Source organism: Lentibacillus sp. L22, assembly GCF_040812445.1.
In the GTDB taxonomy this organism is placed as follows: Bacteria; Bacillota; Bacilli; order Bacillales; family Amphibacillaceae; genus Lentibacillus_C; species Lentibacillus_C daqui.
This window is the reverse complement of record NZ_JBFNXI010000027.1, coordinates 1-17,573: the sequence shown is the minus strand read 5'-3', so window position 1 is coordinate 17,573 and position 17,573 is coordinate 1. Positions and strand designations below refer to the sequence as shown.

Genomic DNA, 17,573 nt, shown 5'->3' with positions numbered 1-17,573 from the left:
CGGATGCCCCCGGATAATTTTCACCCTTTCCTAAAACCGTTTAATCTTATATAATAGATTTAATAGAAGGTGGTGATAAATATGGAAGAATCAGGATTTCAAGAAATCATAAAAGCTCTGGAACTACACTCGGCACACATCGACAAAAAAATGGATCAGATGAAGACAGATTTGGAAAAACAAATGGATCAGATGAAAACAAATTTGGAAAAGAAAATGGATGACGGGTTTAAGCGTGTTGATAAACGCTTTGAACAAGTTGATAAACGCTTTGAACAAGTCGATAAACGCTTTGAGAACCTAGAAAAAAAGGTAGATGGTATAAGGGTTGATTTGACCGAAAACCAGGACACAACCGATCTCTTATCAACTAAGGTTCTCCAGCACGAAAAAAAACTTCGTAACTTGACCTTACAGCAATAAAAACTACCTCATGCTGTAAAATTTCCATGAAAGAAAAATAAGCCTCCACTTTCCTCGCAATGAGAACATAAGGAAAGTGAAGGCTTGATTTGTTTTATTTGGATTTGCTAGTTCCTGTTCCTTGTCATATATACCAGGGAACAGAAACAGAGGGCTTCTCCACCATCAAGGACCGTTCGACTGAATTCCTTGTGTTCAAAATTGATTTCGTTTCCAGCTTGAGCGGTTTTGCTCCATGCTCGAGCGATTTTCCTGTGCTCACGATCGATTTTATGCCCGGTTCGATCGGTTTTCCTCGTTCTCAATCGATTTCACGCCCCACTCGATCGAGTTTCCTGTTCAACCTAGCCTGTGCTATCCTAAATCATGACCTGTTACCAAAATATAAACAACGAGGAATACATTCAGTACGATAATCACTGCTGTACATATCCAGGCGAGTGTTTTTATCATGTTGCTGTTGGCAAACTGCCCCATTTTCTTTTTACTGCTGGTAAATAATACGAGCGGTACAACAGCAAATGGCAACTGCAGGCTGAGGACGACCTGACTCCACAGCAGCAAATCCGCTGTCCCGCGGGATCCGGCAATCCATGTGACGACAAAGGCCGGAACAACCGCAATCAATCTGGTAATCACCCGACGCAGCCATGGCGAGATCCGCATATGAACAAAACCTTCCATGACAATTTGCCCGGACAGTGTTCCGGTAATCGTGGAGTTTTGCCCTGATGCCAACAAAGCAACAGCGAATAATGTACTGGCAATCCCGATACCAACTGTTGGACTTAACAGCTTATAAGCCTCCTCGATTTCTGAAACCTGAATCCCGGTTCCGTGAAAGGCTGATGCGCCGAGAATAAGGATAGCCGAGTTAATTAAAAAGGCAATCGTCAAAGAAAAAATCGCATCGGCTACGGAAAATTTAATGGCTTCTTTCCTTCCTTTTTCCGTTCGTTTATATTGTCTCGTTTGCACAATCGATGAATGCAGGTAAAGGTTATGCGGCATCACTGTTGCACCCAAGATACCGAGTGAAATAAACAGCATATTAGGATTCACCACAATCTCGGGTTTTGGAATATAACCTCCAAGTAATGCCGAGATTTCCGGCTTGGATGCAATCACTTCAAATACAAAGATAAAAAAGATGGTGGCCATTAGTACAGTAACTATTGATTCAATAATCCGGAACCCTTTTCGCTGCAGTAACAGAAGCAATAAAACATCCAGTGTGGTAATCAAAATGCCCCATAATAATGGAATGCCAAACAATAAATTCAAAGCAATGGCCGACCCGATTACCTCCGCCAGATCTGTGGCAATAATCGCAAGTTCAGTTAACAGCCAAAGAATGGTCGCTGTTTTCTTGCCGGTTGCATCACGTGTCGCCTGGGCCAAGTCACGTCCAGTGACAATGCCAAGTTTAGCAGCCAGCGTTTGCAATAACATCGCCATTAAATTGGAAATTAAGATAATCGATAATAGTGTATAGCCAAATCGGGTTCCCCCGGCAATAGAAGTTGCCCAGTTCCCCGGATCAACATACCCGACAGCCACCAATGACCCCGGACCGGCAAACGCCAAGAATTTGCGCCAAAAGCCAGCATTTTCCGGAATAGAAACAGAATTATTAACTTCTTCCAAACTTATATTGGAACTGTGTTTTAACCATCCATGTTCATTAGACGAATTACGCGTTTTATCCATGTTAGTCACCTTTTAAAAACATGCCGTTAGTTAAGTAAGTTTACCAAGGGAAACAATTCACCAAAAAAATTATGATTCCTTTAAGTGCGTGTTCAAAAAGGAGGATAAAAAGGACCGAGAAGTTCTAGGCGGCGTAGCTTTGAGCACCGGAGTGTACATAAAAGGTACATGAGGAGCGGAAAAGCAAGCCAACGACGAAATTCGACGTGTCATTTTTACCGGACTTTTTGAACATCCTCTTTAAGAATCCTTACTATCCCCTATTTCCACAAACAAATGTATTCACCAACGATATGTTGAATGTAGAATTACACTTTCATTATTTTTTTATATTATACCCGGTAGCTGTTTTTTTTCAAGTATCTTACATTAGAAAGTTTTTTAGCTTATATTTTTATGAATACTCCATGATAAAAAGCCTCCGAAATTCCGGAGACTTATTCTTATCAAGTAAATTGAAATATAAAATTCAACAAAAATAAACCAGCAATGATATAGAACGCGGATGAAACTTTCCTTGCATGACCTGTTGCGAATTTTAAAACTGTATACATAATGAATCCAATGGCAATACCATCTGCAATGCTATACGTGAACGGGATCATGATCATAATGAAAATTGCAGGAAAGGCTTCTGTTAAATCACTAAAATCCAAATGCCTGATATTTTGCACCATTAAACCACCTATAATGATTAAAATCGGTGCAATCGCATTAGCAGGAACCATATGAATGTATGGAATGAAAAAAGTAGTGACTAAAAATAAAATACCTGTAGTGATTGTCGTTAGCCCTGTCCGTCCTCCCGCTGCAATGGCTGCAGTAGATTCAGCAGTTGATACCGTTGGACTGGTTCCGAAAATACCCGAAAGCATGACAGAAATACCATTTGCTTGAAATGCCTTTTTAAATTTCCGTGGCTGCTTAGCCAAAGCCAAATGCCCCGAAATGGTACCAATATTCTCGAACATCACAACCATCGTTATCGAAAAAACGGCAATGAGAAATGGTAATGATGCCTAATTTGCCAATGAAAAAGATCCAAATACTTCACGGTAGCCCCGCAGTGAAAAGGACCCATTCGACCCCGAAGGTATAATCCCAAACAAGGCTGCAATAATGATGCCAACAAAAATAGTCCAAAGAAAGTTTCCCTTCACATTCCGAATGAACAAAACCAAAGCAATGACTAATGTTAATATAGTCGCCAACACTTGAGGATCGCTAAAGTCACCCAGGGCAATGATGGATGTGCTACCCCGTTCAATGAGACGGCCATTTTCGAGACCAATAAACATTAGAAAAAATCCGATCCCAATATTAATTGCCTCTTTCAATGCATCCGGTATCGCATCACTAATCACTGTGGTCAATGAAGAAAATGAGATTAATATAAAAATCAGACCGGAGATGACGGTTACTCCCAGTGCTTCTTGCCAGGAAAGCCCCATAGATTCGACAAGTGTATAGGTAAACATGGCATTAATTCCCATTCCAGGAACGACCAGGATCGGTGCATTGGCCCATAAACCCATGATTAAGCATCCGGTAAAAGAGGTGAGAATGGTAGCCAACATCGCCCCTTTCAATGGAATGCCCGCCTCCGATAATATCAGCGAATTAACGACAATAATATAAACAATGGTGAAAAAGCCAATTAACCCAGCTGTTACTTCCTGTTTTACACTTGTCTCATGTTGCTTTAATTGAAACAGGTCTCCCTTCATGTTTATTCCTTCTATTCAGTTTTCCCTCGCCCGCCCCGCTCCTTATACGATTGGAGCCACATATAATCTATATTTTAGTAAAGAAAAACGTTTTGTCAATAGGTAAGTTTTTGTTTCTATTTGGAAAACCTTTATCACTGTTTCACTTTAAAAATCCAAACAAGGCGTAAACCCTATTCTTCCCGTTCAGGAAAAATCATCGTCAAATCAATCATCAGGTTATCCAAAACATGCACGGAAATGGAATCCTCTCTATTATATACGCTTTTTATCCTCCTTTTTGAACAAGCACTTGTAAGATTATTATATAACAAATTACCAGCCTATTCATGATGCTTTTACAAAGTCAACGGCCACATTTGATTATTTATAAAAAAACCGTGATGGCGCCATTGACCTGGCAAAAATCATCACAGTTTTTCTACCGTTTTATTATATTTTTTCAGCAGTTCTCCAAATGCAGCGCTTTCTTCGTCAGACCAACCTTCAAGCACCTTGCTGATGTGGTCTGATCTCGTTTTCTGATTTTCAACCAAAGCAATGGAACCTTGATCACTAATTTGGTAAAAATAAGATCTGCCATCAGACGGATTGGGCAATTTGGTGACAAGTCCCTTTTTTTCCATTCCCGCAGCTTGCCTGCTAACAGTGGAAACATCCAATTTCAAATCATCCGCTAATGTCTTAACACTGGATGGTCCCCGCTCTTGTAATAAACCAAGTAATATATATGTCGATCGATCCAACTCGTTATTACGTTTTTCCGATAAAACAATCCGGTGAACAAAAGTTGCAATCTCCCGCTGAATAATGTTAAATGTTTTTTCGTCCATGGACACACCCCTTAGCCCATGATACCCAGATTGGAGATGTTTCGCAAGTGTTTATTTCGTGTAACTCCAGGTATCTAGTTAGTGGACATTGTTTTCCCAATTGATGTTGTTCTCTTCCGAAAAGTATGTTGTTCCATCCCAACTTCCTGTCGCTTTCTTCCAATCTCATATGGTTTCCCCTCCGTCAATTCCTGCTTCTCCAGTCATCAAGCATCGTTCAATACTTCCCTTTCAAAATTCACACAATGGAAATTACACACCTTACAAATTTCTAAACTAATTGCACTATACAATTATTTAGTTGTATGTTACAATCAATTTTGTCACTTTTAATTTAACATAAGGAGTATGATTTATGTCAACAGCAACACAACAAGCAACGTTGGAAAAGGTCCCGGATATCGGTATCCAGGATGATCCTAGTCTTTTAAAACAGCCAAAAGCGGTTTGGGCTGTATTCTTTTCTTGTATTATTGCCTTTATGGGGCTTGGTCTTGTGGATCCGATTCTGCCCGCAATTGCCACACAGCTTGATGCATCAACCAGTCAAGTCACCTTGTTATTTACCAGCTATAATGCTGTGATGGCGGTGGCTATGCTTGTTACGGGCAGCCTGACATCGCGTATTGGCATGAAGCGTACATTACTTCTGGGTATTGTAATTATTGCGCTGTTCTCTGCACTTGGCGGAGCTTCAAGCGGTGTTTGGGAAGTCATCGGAATGCGTGGTGGCTGGGGACTTGGCAATGCCTTGTTTGTCGCAACGGCATTAACAGCTATTACTACTCTATCAAACAGTGGAAATGCTAAAGCGGTCATTTTGTATGAAGCCGCTATTGGACTTGGCATTTCGATTGGGCCGTTACTAGGTGGCTGGCTTGGTGCGATGTCCTGGCGCGGGCCATTTTTCGGTGTAGCTGTTTTGATGGTGTTTGCCTTCATTTTTTTGATAACCGTGATGCCCAAAACGCAACCAGCAACATCTAAGGGGCCGGCTAAAAAAACATCGCTTGCTGATCCGTTTCGGGCCTTGAAACATCGTTCATTGCTCGTATTTGGCACATCGGCTGCATTATATAACTTTGGCTTTTTCACATTATTGGCATATGCCCCATTCGTCCTTGGATTGGATGAACATGGATTAGGCTTTGTATTCCTGGGATGGGGTATTTTATTGGCGATCACCTCTGTATTCACGGCGCCAAAATTGGAACAGCATGTCGGTACAGTCAAATCATTGTCCCTCGTGCTTCTACTTTTCGGTGTTTTGCTTGCGGTAATGGGAATATTCACATCGACGCAATGGCTGTTAATCACATGTGTCATCATCGCTGGTGCTTTGTTGGGAAACAATAACACATTGATCACAACAGCTGTTATGAATGCAACGGATGTAGAGCGTTCAACTGCATCAGCCGCATACAGCTTCCTGCGTTTTTTGGGTGGTGCGGTTGCTCCGTTTTTAGCAGGAAAACTTTCCGAGATTTTCAATCCACATGTACCATTTATTGTTGGTTCTGTGTTTGTATTTTTATCTGTGTTGGTTATTGTATGTAATTATAAGCATATTAAGCATGTGGATGATGTGGAAGGTGCGCATTAATCTAAAAAAAAAGCAGTGAACTTCTTGTTGGAAGTCCACTGCTTTTTTAAACCTGTTTAACCACTCCTTCAAAGTTCATAGGTATTCCTGGATTTAGTAACGCTCAATAAACCAAATTCCTCCCCAAATCCAAATGCTCAATTCCATGCTCTGTTTTCCCATCAATCACAAGATCAGCAGCAATCGAGCCAATAACAGGAGACATCTTAAAACCATGCCCTGAAAAACCGCTCACTAAAAACGTATGATTCATCCCCGGCACTTCTCCTATGACCGAATGATCATCCACTGTGTAACCATCCATATAGACACTTGCTCGCACGGGGTCAGGAATAAGACCCGGTATTAGTTCCTTCACGTATTCACTAACTTCTTTTAATTCATCCAGTGAAACATCTCGATCCAATTGACCCGGATCTGGCACATTGGCTGGATTCTTGGTGTTCGAAGCCTTGACCATTGTCCCATCCAGTGTTGGGGCACCTGTTAATCGAAAATCTTTTCTCATTCTAGCAAAAATCGGGAAATTTTCCGGTTTAAATTGATCGATATTTTTAGCAGGAAACCACGTTAATACGAGACGCCTTGCCTCTATTTTTGTGTTCCATTTCGGCATCAATTTTTTGGTCCAGGCTCCGGTGGTTACTAATACCTTTCCGACACGGTATGACTGACCATTAGCCACAACCGTAACCCCAGTGTTATCTGGAATAATTTCCTCCACTTTTGCATATCTGTGAATGACTGCTCCGTTTGTTTCGGCTTGACGAGTGGCTGAAATAACGGCTAATTCCGGTCTGATGAATCCAGCTTTTTTATCCAGGATCATCACTTCCTCTGGAAACAACCTATATTGCGGGTATCTTTTCGTCGCTTCTTCTCCCTGAATGATTTCATGTTCTAATTGAAATGCCTCGATCGATTGTAATACATTTTTTAGCGCATCTGTATTTGGATCGCCAATCATTAAACCACCATTCAGCGTTAACAACGTATTTCCCGTTTCCTGCTCTAATTGTCTCCATAGTCGTCTGGCTTCTTGTAATAACGGAACATATTGCTTGCCCTCCATGTATGCCGTTCGAAACAGCCGTGATTCGCCTCCAGCTGCTGAACGATCATTGCCAATGCCAAATTGTTCAAATCCCAGAACAGACACACCTCTGTTAGCAAGCTGCCAAAGTGCCATGCTCCCCATTGCACCTACACCAATTACCGCTACATCTGCATCCATCATACACACCCCATTTTCATTTTATTCAGACTATTAAATTTGTACCTCTTTTTCTTCAACAGAACGTTCCAGCTTATCTTTATTAGGAAATACATAAGTGAATAGAATAAAACCGACTAAAGAACCCGCTATACCAAAAGCGACATAAGGCACATCTGTATCAACCACTTGTGCAATCGCTGAACACAAGACCCCCAAAAACATGCTTACTATCGCACTTTTCGCACGCAATCGATTGGTTTTTCTTAAAAGGAACCCGCCAAAAATCGGTACTAACAAGCCTGAGGCAGAATAGGCATATGTTGCAACAAGCCAGCCTAATGCTTTTGGATAGTATAATGCCAATAAAACTGCCAAAACAACGACAGCAACCGACAGTAGCCGTGATAGCACCAATAACTTGCGATCGCTTGCATTGGGATTAATGTAAGACTGATAGATATCAGTAGTCAGGTTCACTACAACAGATTGCACAGCACTACTCACCGTTGACATAATGGTTGCGATAATAAATGCCCCATAAAGTGCCATAAACCAAAGTGGGATCTGGGTCAGGAACCACCCCGAAGCCATTTCCGGATCACTTAAATCTGGATTCATCGAATAAACAGCAATTCCCATAAATGATGCCCAAATACCACTGACCACCCCTACGATTGCGGCAATAATGAATCCTTTCTTGGCGACACTGGGACTACTAGCCGCGTAGATCCGCTGATAAGACATTTGGTTGGTCAATGCACCGGGGAATATTGCGAGTATCCAAAAAATGATTGTTGTTGTTCCGACAGCACCAAGTCCTTCTGGGAAATTCACCATATTTCCCGGTACTTTCGAGGTAATTTCAGACCAGCCGCCAGCAAGATCAAGCATATAAAATCCACTTACCACTGTCATCACAAGCATAACACAACCAAATATAAAATCCGTCCAGGCAACAGAAGATAGTCCACCAGGTAGCACAAACAACAAACTGATCGCTGCAAAGAATACGATCAACAATGTGAAATTAATACCTGTGATTTCCGCAAACAAGCTTCCAAAGGCAACCAATTGTGTGCACAACCACCCAAATGGCACAACAACGGCCAGGAAAGTAACAATGCTCATCATGATTGTATGCTCGCCATATAACTTTTTGAAAATTTCCGGCATCGTAGTGAATTTTTGTTCTTTTAACCAATTAGCCAAGAGCACCAGGATGATAATACCGATAGAATACAAGATATTATAGGTTACGGCTGACCAGCCAGCACTATAACCGATTCCTATATGGGCGACTAACACCCCACCCCCAACACCAGTAGCAAATTGGGTTCCTGCTACAACATATATCGGTAATGACCTTCCTCCAACTGCCCAATTTTCATTGCTTTTCGTTCTCCTTCCGATCCAAAGAGAAAAAATTGCTGCACCTGATAAGACCACAATCGAGCTTAACAAAATGACTAACGTTGCGTTCATTTTTTGCCTCCTTAATTTTGATTTTTATTTGTCAAAGCTGTGGAAAATCATGCTGTTTCATCTGTTATACAAATGATTTAAATTCATTAAAACGATCAAGCTGCAAATTTTTTAAGTCAATGGATGTTTCCCCATCTGTCAGAAGTTCTGTCATCAATGTTCCAACAAGAGGTGACAAGGTAATCCCACTATGCATCACCGCAATATAAGCGTTATCGATGGTCGGGATCGGACCCACTATAGGATAGCCATCATTGGGAATCACACGGACGCCTGCAAAACAGCGGACAATGTTTGCTTTTGCCAGGGCCGGTATATAATCAACAGCCATTTTTGCCGTATCCTGGATGACGTCTAATGTTGTCCTCCTGTCATAGCCAACCTCTTCTTTGGAATAGCCAATCAATATTTCACCATTATCGGCCTGGCGCATCCCGGCAATGGTATATTTGATTAAGGGTGCCAATGGTTCTGTAACCAGTATTTGACCCCGAACCTGTTTTACCGGTATATCCACTCCTAATAGTTTGCCAACCTCCCTGGTCCACGGTCCGGTTGCTAAAACGATTTGCTTTGCAATAAAAACATCTTTTTCGGTGGTTATTTCAAACATCCCATTGTTTCGCTTTATATCCATAACAGGGTTGTAAAAAGAAAACTGGACATGATTCTTTTTTGCCGCTTTTATATATAACTCAACTAGACGAAATGGATTTACATTCCCATCAATTTTACTAAAGGTTGCTCCGGCAATATTTGCGGACAAAGCAGGTTCTTTCTCCAGTACTTGTTCACGTGTCAATACGTCAATATCTATTCCGACCTCTGCTTGTTTTTCCGCAAGCCGTCGTGCACTTTCCCGATCCGCTTCATTAAAAAATGGAGCAATTCCGCCTGTACGCTTATATTCCACATCGCCAATTTTTCTCTCCAAAAAGGGATATAACTCTGCACTTAACATACTCAATTCTCCATACCATGCCGGTGTTTTATTATGGACCCAAACCCATGCCTGTGTAGATCCTGATGTTCCGGATAATGGATAGGATTGATCAAGAACCAATATCTCCTTATCTTTCTTCTCTGATAAATGGTATGCAATACTGCTGCCTACTACACCGCTTCCAATGACAACAACATCATATTTGTTTGTCATGATTCCTCATCACCTGCTTTTGGAGCCGTTTCGTCAAATAAGGAAATAACACTCGAAGAATCCTCTTGACCAGCTAAAGCAGCAATTCTTGTCGGCTTTAACGGCATTCGCATTCTTGGCAAACTAATTTTCCCAATAGGTTTATGTAGTGATTCACGAAGGACTTGTCGGACCAAATTGGAACACACTTTTGCCTGGCACGGTCCCATTCCACATCTAGTTAGTCGTTTAATATCATCAAAGGTATGCGCACCAGATTGAATGGCCTGTTCAATTTCCGCGACGTTGATTTCCTCACATTTACAAATAATGGTTGAATCATCCATTTAAATCCCTCCCCCAGACATATCAAAAAGCTGTGCCAATTGTGTATCCATTTCACCTTGAGATGCCTTTATCATATGAATTCTCGCTTTACATGTACTTGTAGATTCCAGATGACAAAGTTGCTGCCAAAGTTGTTCTCTCCTCGAGACTGCTGCTTCCTCGTCTAATCCACCCAATGACTCGATGACACCGACAGATGCAATTTCAGCTGTTAATAGAATCGCCCCCATATCGGTTATCCCAGCTGCATTACCTGCCACATAAACAGATGATTGACTCGTTTCCATTGTCAAATGATATTGTGGCACCCAGCCTCCCAAGTCCTGTTCATAGGTGAAATCGCAGCCCAATATTTCCATTGGCTCTAAAATTGGTGTTACCCCTTTTCCAATACAAACCAGGTCAATGTCCATTTCTTTGTTTGCTTCTTGGTGGCTGATGATAACCTTCTCTACTTCCCCATTACCAGATGCTTGGATGATGGAGCTATTTAAATAAATGGGTACACCAGCTGCTTCAAGAAATTGTACCGTTTCTTTGTTACTGGCCTTCAACCGATCCTTTGCTTCTACAATTCCTTGTAAAAACACACCATTTTCAACAAGTTGTTTTGCTACTTCCAAAGCAAAATCATTGGAACCGATGACAATCGCATTTTTTCCGGGTTTGACATGTTCACGGTTCATTAATATTTGCGCGGCACCGACCGTCATGACACCTGGCAATGTCCATCCCGGAAAAGCAAATGCTTCCTCCGCTGCACCGGTTGTGACAAGCACTTTTTTGGCAGCTATGGGAATCGTGTTTTCTCCATTGGATACACCAACTCTTCCGTCTTTATACGCTCCAATCATGGTGTGTTTTAATAAAATAGTGACATCCAAATTTCCGAGTCTTTTTGTTAAAGTCTCTGCCAGCGCTATCCCCGTCTGACTTTCAAGTGGATCAGGAAGATGATTGATTTGTTGTGTTTGCTGTCTTAGCTGCCCTCCCAAGGAAAATGATTCATCGACAATAACTGTTTTGCTACCGTGTAAGGCAGCGACATAAGCAGCATGTAATCCCGCCGGCCCACCACCTATGATTAGTAAATCAGTCTCCATATAATTCTCTCCTTACATCCGGATCCCCATCGTTGGAGTGAATGATTGCTCCTTCTTCTATCAACGTCATACAACTAAGGACGTGATCTAAATCATTGACCGAAACAAAGCAACTGCAGCACCTGCCATTAGCACAAAACAACCCCCTTGGCTGCTGCAGCTTCCGACTGATTCCGAATTTTTTTATACCATTTGCCATTAAGGCGGCTGCAATTGTTTGCCCTTGTCTCGCTTTTAACATTTTTCCGTTAAAATAAAAGAATATTTCCTTCTCCTCATTTCTATTCGTAATCGAACAAGTCGAAGTTTCCATATAATCTCCTCCCTGATTAATATAATGTTATAATATTATAATCTCTATGTTAGCAATCTTCTTAGGATGTCTACTAATCCAATGGAGTGCCACATCCATCCTTATTCGCGCTCAGGCCAATATGCATTTAGATCGACTGCTATATCTTCTCCTGAGGCAAGTGAAGCAGCCAGTATTCCCACATACGGTCCCATCGTTAAACCGGAAGCGCCTAAACCGGTTGCTATGACTACATGTTGCACATGATCCAGTGTGCCGAGCAAAGGTAGAATATCAGGACCCATTGGCCGAAATCCAATTCTCACTTCCTCCATTGTTCCATTATTTAACCCCGGAGCAACCGCTAATGCATTGGTTAACACCTCATGCATTCCTCCAGCCGTTGTTTGATAGTCAAAACCGGAACCCGTCTCTCTGGTCGCCCCGGCAACGATACGTGAATCATCAAATGCCAGCATATAGTGGCTGCTTTCCGGCAAGATGACCGGCCAATCAGAAGTATCTGTGTTCGGCAGCTTGATATGTGCAATTTGCCCGCGTTGTGGTTCGACTTTCAGATTAACACCAAACGGCTTCACCAACGCAGGTGTCCACGCCCCCGCCGCAATCAGGACAGTATCCGCATGGATGATTTCGTTATTCAACCGAACCCCAGTCACCGTATCCTGTTCGTGTACTAGTGACGCTTCACCGTACAGAATTTTTGCTCCATGCTTTTTTGCAGCTCGTACCATGGCATCCCGGAGTAATCGTCCATCCACCCGGGCTGCCCCAGGAACAAAAACAGCCTCCAATTTCTCCTGTAAAGCCGGGAATAATTCTCTTGCTTCGTTCGCTGTTAACCGTTGAATATCGCCCATTTCCGGCGCACTGCCATATTTATCTCTTAATTCCGTTTCAATGGTATGTAATGTTTCTCGGTTTTCACTTACACATAGTGCACCTACTTTTTTATAACCCGTTTCTTCTTCCCCATCTTGCCTTAATTGTTCGATTAATTGAGGATATAATCGTGCACTTTCCTTGGCAATTCGATACCAATCGACATTCTTTTCCTTCTCGCTGGATACCCATGGACAAACAATCCCTGCCCCAGCAGCGGTTGCAGCCCCTTCATGCTGTTTATCAATGAGAGTGACTTCATGATTATTTCTTGCTAAATGGTAAGCTGCACTAGCACCGACAATCCCAGCACCTATTACAACGATTTTCATATTATCTTAGACCTCCCTATATTTGCATAGATTTTTTTATATTCTTTATTGCTTGATGTGGCTATATGACAGACAATCCTTTTACACCAGCTACAGTTGAATTTCAAGAAAGAACCGAGATTGATCCTGTTTTACGATAAATCTGGAATATTCAACGATGTTATCATGCTTATCCGATGTATACCGTTCAAAGACAAATAATTGTTCCCCTTTTGGAATGTTCAGGATACTCGCTTCATACGCATCCGCTAAAATGGTGGAAAAGTAAACTTTCGCCTTATTCAATTTCATGTTGTATTTCTTTTGCATCATGTTATACAGCAAATCATTTTCAAGATCCGACTGATGCAAATCAGGAAACAAAAGTTGCGGAATAAAGGAATATTCAATGGCAACCGCTTTATTTTGTTGTAATTTGACACGGTGTATTTGATATACAAGATCCGCTTTATTTATTTTTAATGACTTTGCAATCTTACTCCCGGCCATCTTTTTTTTGAAACTTAATGTTTTATGCGGATGATCATGCGTTTCCCACGCCTCATTTTTTATAGAAACAAATTTCGAGATATCCTTTTCATCTTCCTGGGCAACAAAGGTACCCCGGCCACTTTGCCGATAGAGTTTTCCATTATCAACTAATTCAAGCACTGCACGTTTAACCGTAATATTACTAACACCAAATTGAGCAGCCAGTTCTTTTTCCGATGGTAACTGATACCCCACCTCCCATTCGCCAGAGGTAATTTTATCATGCAGATATTGTTTAACCTGTTGATATAAAGGTATAGATAGCGCTTTATCGACTTTCATGTTGTTCTCCTTTTAATAGCATTTCATATAATATTATAACCTTTAAAATAGTTGTTTAATTTAGAACAGTATATACCTGGAATGGAGGAAAAGTCAATAAGGGATTTTGTAAAAAGGCTCCTGTTATAACTAAAATACGCCATTAATACATCTTTTCAGACACTTTCCTCCAAAGCAGTCACACCCCTTGTTCTATTTGAAACTTCGCCTTTAATTTATACTTCTCCACTTTGTTTGTAGCTGTTCTTGGTAAATCTGGAATCGAACAAATGAATTTCGGCCACATAAATTTCGGCATAGTTTGCTTGATCCACTCATCTAATGCTTCCATATCGATTTCGTCTGTTTGGGGAACAACATAAACGACAATATCGTCTTCATCCCCCTCTGCTGCAGGAACAGGAAATGCCGCACAAACCTCGACATGCTCATGTTGATTAATCATATCTTCTATTTGATAGGAAGAAATATTTTCACCCTTATGCCGAATCACATCTTTCATCCGATCCACAAAATAAAAGGTGTTATCTTCCCCTTTATAGCCAACATCACCGGTATGAAACCATAGATTCTTCACTACCTCTAATGTAGCTGATGGGGCATTAAAATACTCTTTGAACAATACCTGTGGGAAACGTGGTCGTAATGCAAGTTGCCCTGTTTCACCAACACTACATTCCTCATCGCGTTCATTAAGAATTATCCCTTCATAAAACGGACTGGTGTGACCCATATAACCTTTTGGTAAATCCTCCTGTCCTTTTTTAGTGGAATGTTTAATTCTTCCGCGATGGCAATACTTTCTTCTTTAGTATATCCTTTGTAAAGTTCTTTTGGTGTTCCTTCTCCCTTCGCCAACTCATCAATGATTCCAACAAACCCGTTTCCCGACTCGGTTTGGCCGAATCCTGCAGAAACAAAATCAATACCAAACCGTTTGGCCACCTCGTGATGATGTTTTGGCAGCGGCTGCATGTGCACACGATTTAATGTGTTATACCTATCATTTTCCGTTGGTTTCTGATTCATCAGCCATGGAATCATCACATCTAGCAAAATGGCGTTAGAGGCCCTACTAATTTCAATTCGTTTCCAAAAATCAGTAGGACTGAATTTATCCCAAAGGGCAACCGTACAACCAAGAAAAGCGCCCCTAGCGACTAATGCAAACGCCCCGCCTACGTGGTACATGGGCAAATCATTATAAATGACGTCTTCCTGTTTATTAAAAACCCGGAACATATACGTATACCCATGGATCCAACGATATGATTGCACCACACCTTTCGCAGGCCCGGTTGTCCCAGATGTATAAATGATGTTTGCCGTATCATCGTAACTGATTTCTATATCGGGGTTATCCAAATTTCCTTTTAGAAACTCTGTAAAAGAAATGGCGGAAAAAGTTCTATCTAGTTCTACATTGGCCAGATCCTCCTTATAGTCATGATCATTTACCTTTGGATCATGAAGAATCACTGGCAGTGGCGATAATTCCGATACTATTTCGTTAAGCAGCGGTACCATTTGTCTTTCTGAAATTAACATTTTTGGTTTAGTATCATGAAGCTGATGGGATAACAGCTTTCCTTTATAGTTGAAATTAATTGGACAGTAAACAGCACCTGCTTTCCAGATCCCAAACATTGCAATCGTTGTGATCAATGGGTTTTTTAAAAATAAACTAATTCGATCACCCTTTTGGATTCCCTTATCAATAAGCTGATTCGCGAAACTATTAGCCAGTTGATTAAACCGTTTATAAGTGATTGATTTGTTCGCTTCTCCATAAAAAATAAACGTTTTATCCCCTATTTCACTTGCCCATTGCTCCAATTTCTTGGGTACCAGTTCCTCATTCGTTCCTAGTGTTTCGTGAAAATGCATCACCATTATTTTCTTTTCCCCTTTCATTCCATTATCCGGCTACGGACGCATCGTGTGGCTGGATGTCCCTAAATGCTGCGGCAAAATCGCATATGCATCATCAATCCACTCGCATAACAGTGGTCTTGTATCGCGTGGGTCAATTATTTCTTCTATACCAAACGCTTCAGCCGTTCGTAATGGCGACCGAACTCCTTCCATTCGGGTTGTTAATTCATCGAGTAATGCTTGTGGGTTTTCACTAGCCTCTAATTCCCGTCGATATGCAACCTGGATTCCTCCTTCAATTGGCAGAGATCCCCAGTCCCCGGACGGCCATGCATAACGCAGATGCAACCCATGTCCATTAATCATCCCGGCACCACCGACGCCAAAAACCCTCCGAAGAATAATTTCAATCATGGGTACGGTTACCTGATAGATAGCCGCAATAGCACGGACACCTTTGCGAATTGTCCCTTTCTTTTCTGCTTGCATTCCAATTACAAGTCCTGGCTGATCAACGAAATTAACGATGGGGAGATGAAAGGTTTCACACAGATCCACAAATCGTTCAATCTTCTCACTGCTCTCTACTGTGAGACCACCACCACCGACAAATGGATCATTAGCCAAAAATCCGACCGGGTGACCATCCAGACGTGCAAATCCGGTGACTGTACCTCCACCGTAATAGCGTCCCATTTCAAAAATGGTGCCCTGATCAAAAATCATTTCCAGTATTGGACGAATTTTATAGGGTCTTCGCCGGTTTTTCGGAATGACCGAAATGAGTGCTTCTTCTTTACGGTTACGATCATCAGTAGCGCTTGAAGTCGGCGGAAGTTGCCATACATTACTGGGAAGATAGGATAAAAATTTCCGGATATGTGCAAAGGCTTCCTCCTCAGACTTGACAACATTATCAATTGCCCCACTTGAACGATGAACCTGGGCACCACCAAGTTCTTCTTTGGTTAAATGCTGCCCAACGCCATAGTTAACAATCTGTGGTCCAGCCACAAACAACTGAGAAATTTCTTCAACCATGATCGAAAAATGGGAAGCTGCGACCCGCGCTGCACCTAATCCAGCAACAGAACCCAAACAAGCAGCAACAACCGGGACCCTTCCCATATTCTTCACTACATAGTCCCATGCTGGATTAACCGGCACATAGGTTCGTTCCTCCGTATCGAGAAACTTGACACTGCCACCACCGCCTGTCCCATCTACAAGCCGGACAATCGGTAACTGCAAATCATGCGCCATCTGTTCCGAATAAATTTGTTTCCCAATAATTGCCCCATCCGCTGCACCACCACGAACGGTAAAATCATCTGCACCAATAACTACTTTTCTATCCTCTATTTTTCCAGTGCCAAGCAAAAAATTGGCTGGTTTAAAGTCCACTGGTTTCCCATCTTTATAAGTTGTCTTACCTGCAATAGTACCCTTCTCATGAAAACTTCCATCGTCAAGCAAACGGTCAATCCGCTCACGTGCCGTCAATTTTCCTCGTGAACGATGCTTTTCCACATTTTCTTTTCCACCCATTTCATAGGCTAACTGCTCTTTTTCCCGTAGCTCGTCTATTTCCGGTTGCCATGACATTTTCATAACCCTCCATGTGTGCGTTTACTTACCAAGTGGATAGTATTTTTGTAGTTTTATATATATGCAATAATTGGAATAGAAATGACTGGAACGTTAGGAAGGGGTTTCAAAACAGTTTAATCTAAATTATTTAAAATTAATTACTTTTTAGCAGGATTCTTGCATTTTAT

Annotated in this window: 15 protein-coding genes and 1 pseudogene; 2 read left to right on the top strand and 14 right to left on the bottom strand. The window is 41.6% G+C overall.

Translation table 11 applies throughout. The features are described 5' to 3' along the window. The first annotated feature begins 81 nt into the window (after positions 1 to 81). The gene (locus ABRT01_RS12090; RefSeq protein ID WP_367747450.1) at positions 82 to 423 is read left to right on the top strand and encodes a hypothetical protein; all 342 of its coding nucleotides are present in this window, start codon (positions 82 to 84) and stop codon (positions 421 to 423) included. 354 nt (positions 424 to 777) lie between these two features. Here the strand turns inward: ABRT01_RS12090 and ABRT01_RS12085 are convergent, their stop codons facing one another. The 3 genes and pseudogenes from ABRT01_RS12085 to ABRT01_RS12075 all read right to left on the bottom strand — a co-directional run bounded on the left by ABRT01_RS12085 (position 778) and on the right by ABRT01_RS12075 (position 4,693). After that, positions 778 to 2,133, bottom strand: coding sequence for an Nramp family divalent metal transporter (locus ABRT01_RS12085; RefSeq protein WP_367747447.1), 1,356 nt, complete (start codon positions 2,131 to 2,133; stop codon positions 778 to 780). A 446-nt stretch (positions 2,134 to 2,579) separates the two neighbouring features. Next, positions 2,580 to 3,860: pseudogene (locus ABRT01_RS12080) on the bottom strand (NCS2 family permease). Between the two features lie 410 nt (positions 3,861 to 4,270). Then, complete coding sequence (locus tag ABRT01_RS12075; protein WP_269410172.1) at positions 4,271 to 4,693, bottom strand: MarR family winged helix-turn-helix transcriptional regulator; 423 nt, start codon at positions 4,691 to 4,693, stop codon at positions 4,271 to 4,273. A gap of 355 nt (positions 4,694 to 5,048) precedes the next feature. Between ABRT01_RS12075 and ABRT01_RS12070 the strand changes: the two genes are divergently transcribed. Continuing rightward, positions 5,049 to 6,296 carry an MFS transporter gene (locus ABRT01_RS12070; protein ID WP_367747444.1) on the top strand — a complete coding sequence of 416 codons (1,248 nt, stop codon included), beginning with the start codon at positions 5,049 to 5,051 and terminating at the stop codon, positions 6,294 to 6,296. Between the two features lie 103 nt (positions 6,297 to 6,399). On the opposite strand, the gene solA is transcribed toward ABRT01_RS12070, so the two are convergent. From solA to ABRT01_RS12015, 11 genes are all read right to left on the bottom strand, one after another. After that, positions 6,400 to 7,530 carry an N-methyl-L-tryptophan oxidase gene (solA, locus tag ABRT01_RS12065; protein WP_367747441.1) on the bottom strand — a complete coding sequence of 377 codons (1,131 nt, stop codon included), beginning with the start codon at positions 7,528 to 7,530 and terminating at the stop codon, positions 6,400 to 6,402. A gap of 33 nt (positions 7,531 to 7,563) precedes the next feature. Further along, positions 7,564 to 8,994, bottom strand: a complete 1,431-nt coding sequence (locus ABRT01_RS12060; protein WP_367747438.1) for a sodium:solute symporter family protein — start codon at positions 8,992 to 8,994, stop codon at positions 7,564 to 7,566. Positions 8,995 to 9,058: 64 nt separating this feature from the next. Continuing rightward, positions 9,059 to 10,150, bottom strand: a complete 1,092-nt coding sequence (locus ABRT01_RS12055) for an NAD(P)/FAD-dependent oxidoreductase (RefSeq protein ID WP_269410176.1) — start codon at positions 10,148 to 10,150, stop codon at positions 9,059 to 9,061. Further along, the gene (locus tag ABRT01_RS12050) at positions 10,147 to 10,476 is read right to left on the bottom strand and encodes a (2Fe-2S)-binding protein (protein ID WP_367747434.1); all 330 of its coding nucleotides are present in this window, start codon (positions 10,474 to 10,476) and stop codon (positions 10,147 to 10,149) included. Before ABRT01_RS12050 ends, ABRT01_RS12055 begins: the two co-directional genes overlap by 4 nt. Continuing rightward, the gene (locus ABRT01_RS12045) at positions 10,477 to 11,580 is read right to left on the bottom strand and encodes an NAD(P)/FAD-dependent oxidoreductase (protein WP_367747431.1); all 1,104 of its coding nucleotides are present in this window, start codon (positions 11,578 to 11,580) and stop codon (positions 10,477 to 10,479) included. Then, positions 11,570 to 11,893 (bottom strand): (2Fe-2S)-binding protein, encoded by a 324-nt coding sequence (locus ABRT01_RS12040; protein ID WP_367747428.1) that lies wholly within the window; start codon positions 11,891 to 11,893, stop codon positions 11,570 to 11,572. The genes ABRT01_RS12045 and ABRT01_RS12040 overlap by 11 nt, the downstream gene beginning before the upstream one ends. 101 nt (positions 11,894 to 11,994) lie before the next feature. Beyond that, complete coding sequence (locus tag ABRT01_RS12035; protein WP_367747425.1) at positions 11,995 to 13,107, bottom strand: NAD(P)/FAD-dependent oxidoreductase; 1,113 nt, start codon at positions 13,105 to 13,107, stop codon at positions 11,995 to 11,997. Positions 13,108 to 13,197: 90 nt separating this feature from the next. Further along, positions 13,198 to 13,920, bottom strand: coding sequence for a GntR family transcriptional regulator (locus ABRT01_RS12030; protein ID WP_367747422.1), 723 nt, complete (start codon positions 13,918 to 13,920; stop codon positions 13,198 to 13,200). A 178-nt stretch (positions 13,921 to 14,098) separates the two neighbouring features. Beyond that, entirely contained in the window at positions 14,099 to 14,653 is a 555-nt protein-coding gene (locus ABRT01_RS12025; RefSeq protein ID WP_367747419.1) for an AMP-binding enzyme, read from the bottom strand. Further along, positions 14,620 to 15,813, bottom strand: a complete 1,194-nt coding sequence (locus ABRT01_RS12020) for a class I adenylate-forming enzyme family protein (protein WP_367747416.1) — start codon at positions 15,811 to 15,813, stop codon at positions 14,620 to 14,622. Before ABRT01_RS12020 ends, ABRT01_RS12025 begins: the two co-directional genes overlap by 34 nt. A gap of 33 nt (positions 15,814 to 15,846) precedes the next feature. Continuing rightward, entirely contained in the window at positions 15,847 to 17,400 is a 1,554-nt protein-coding gene (locus ABRT01_RS12015; RefSeq protein ID WP_367747413.1) for an acyl-CoA carboxylase subunit beta, read from the bottom strand. Positions 17,401 to 17,573: the final 173 nt, after the last annotated feature.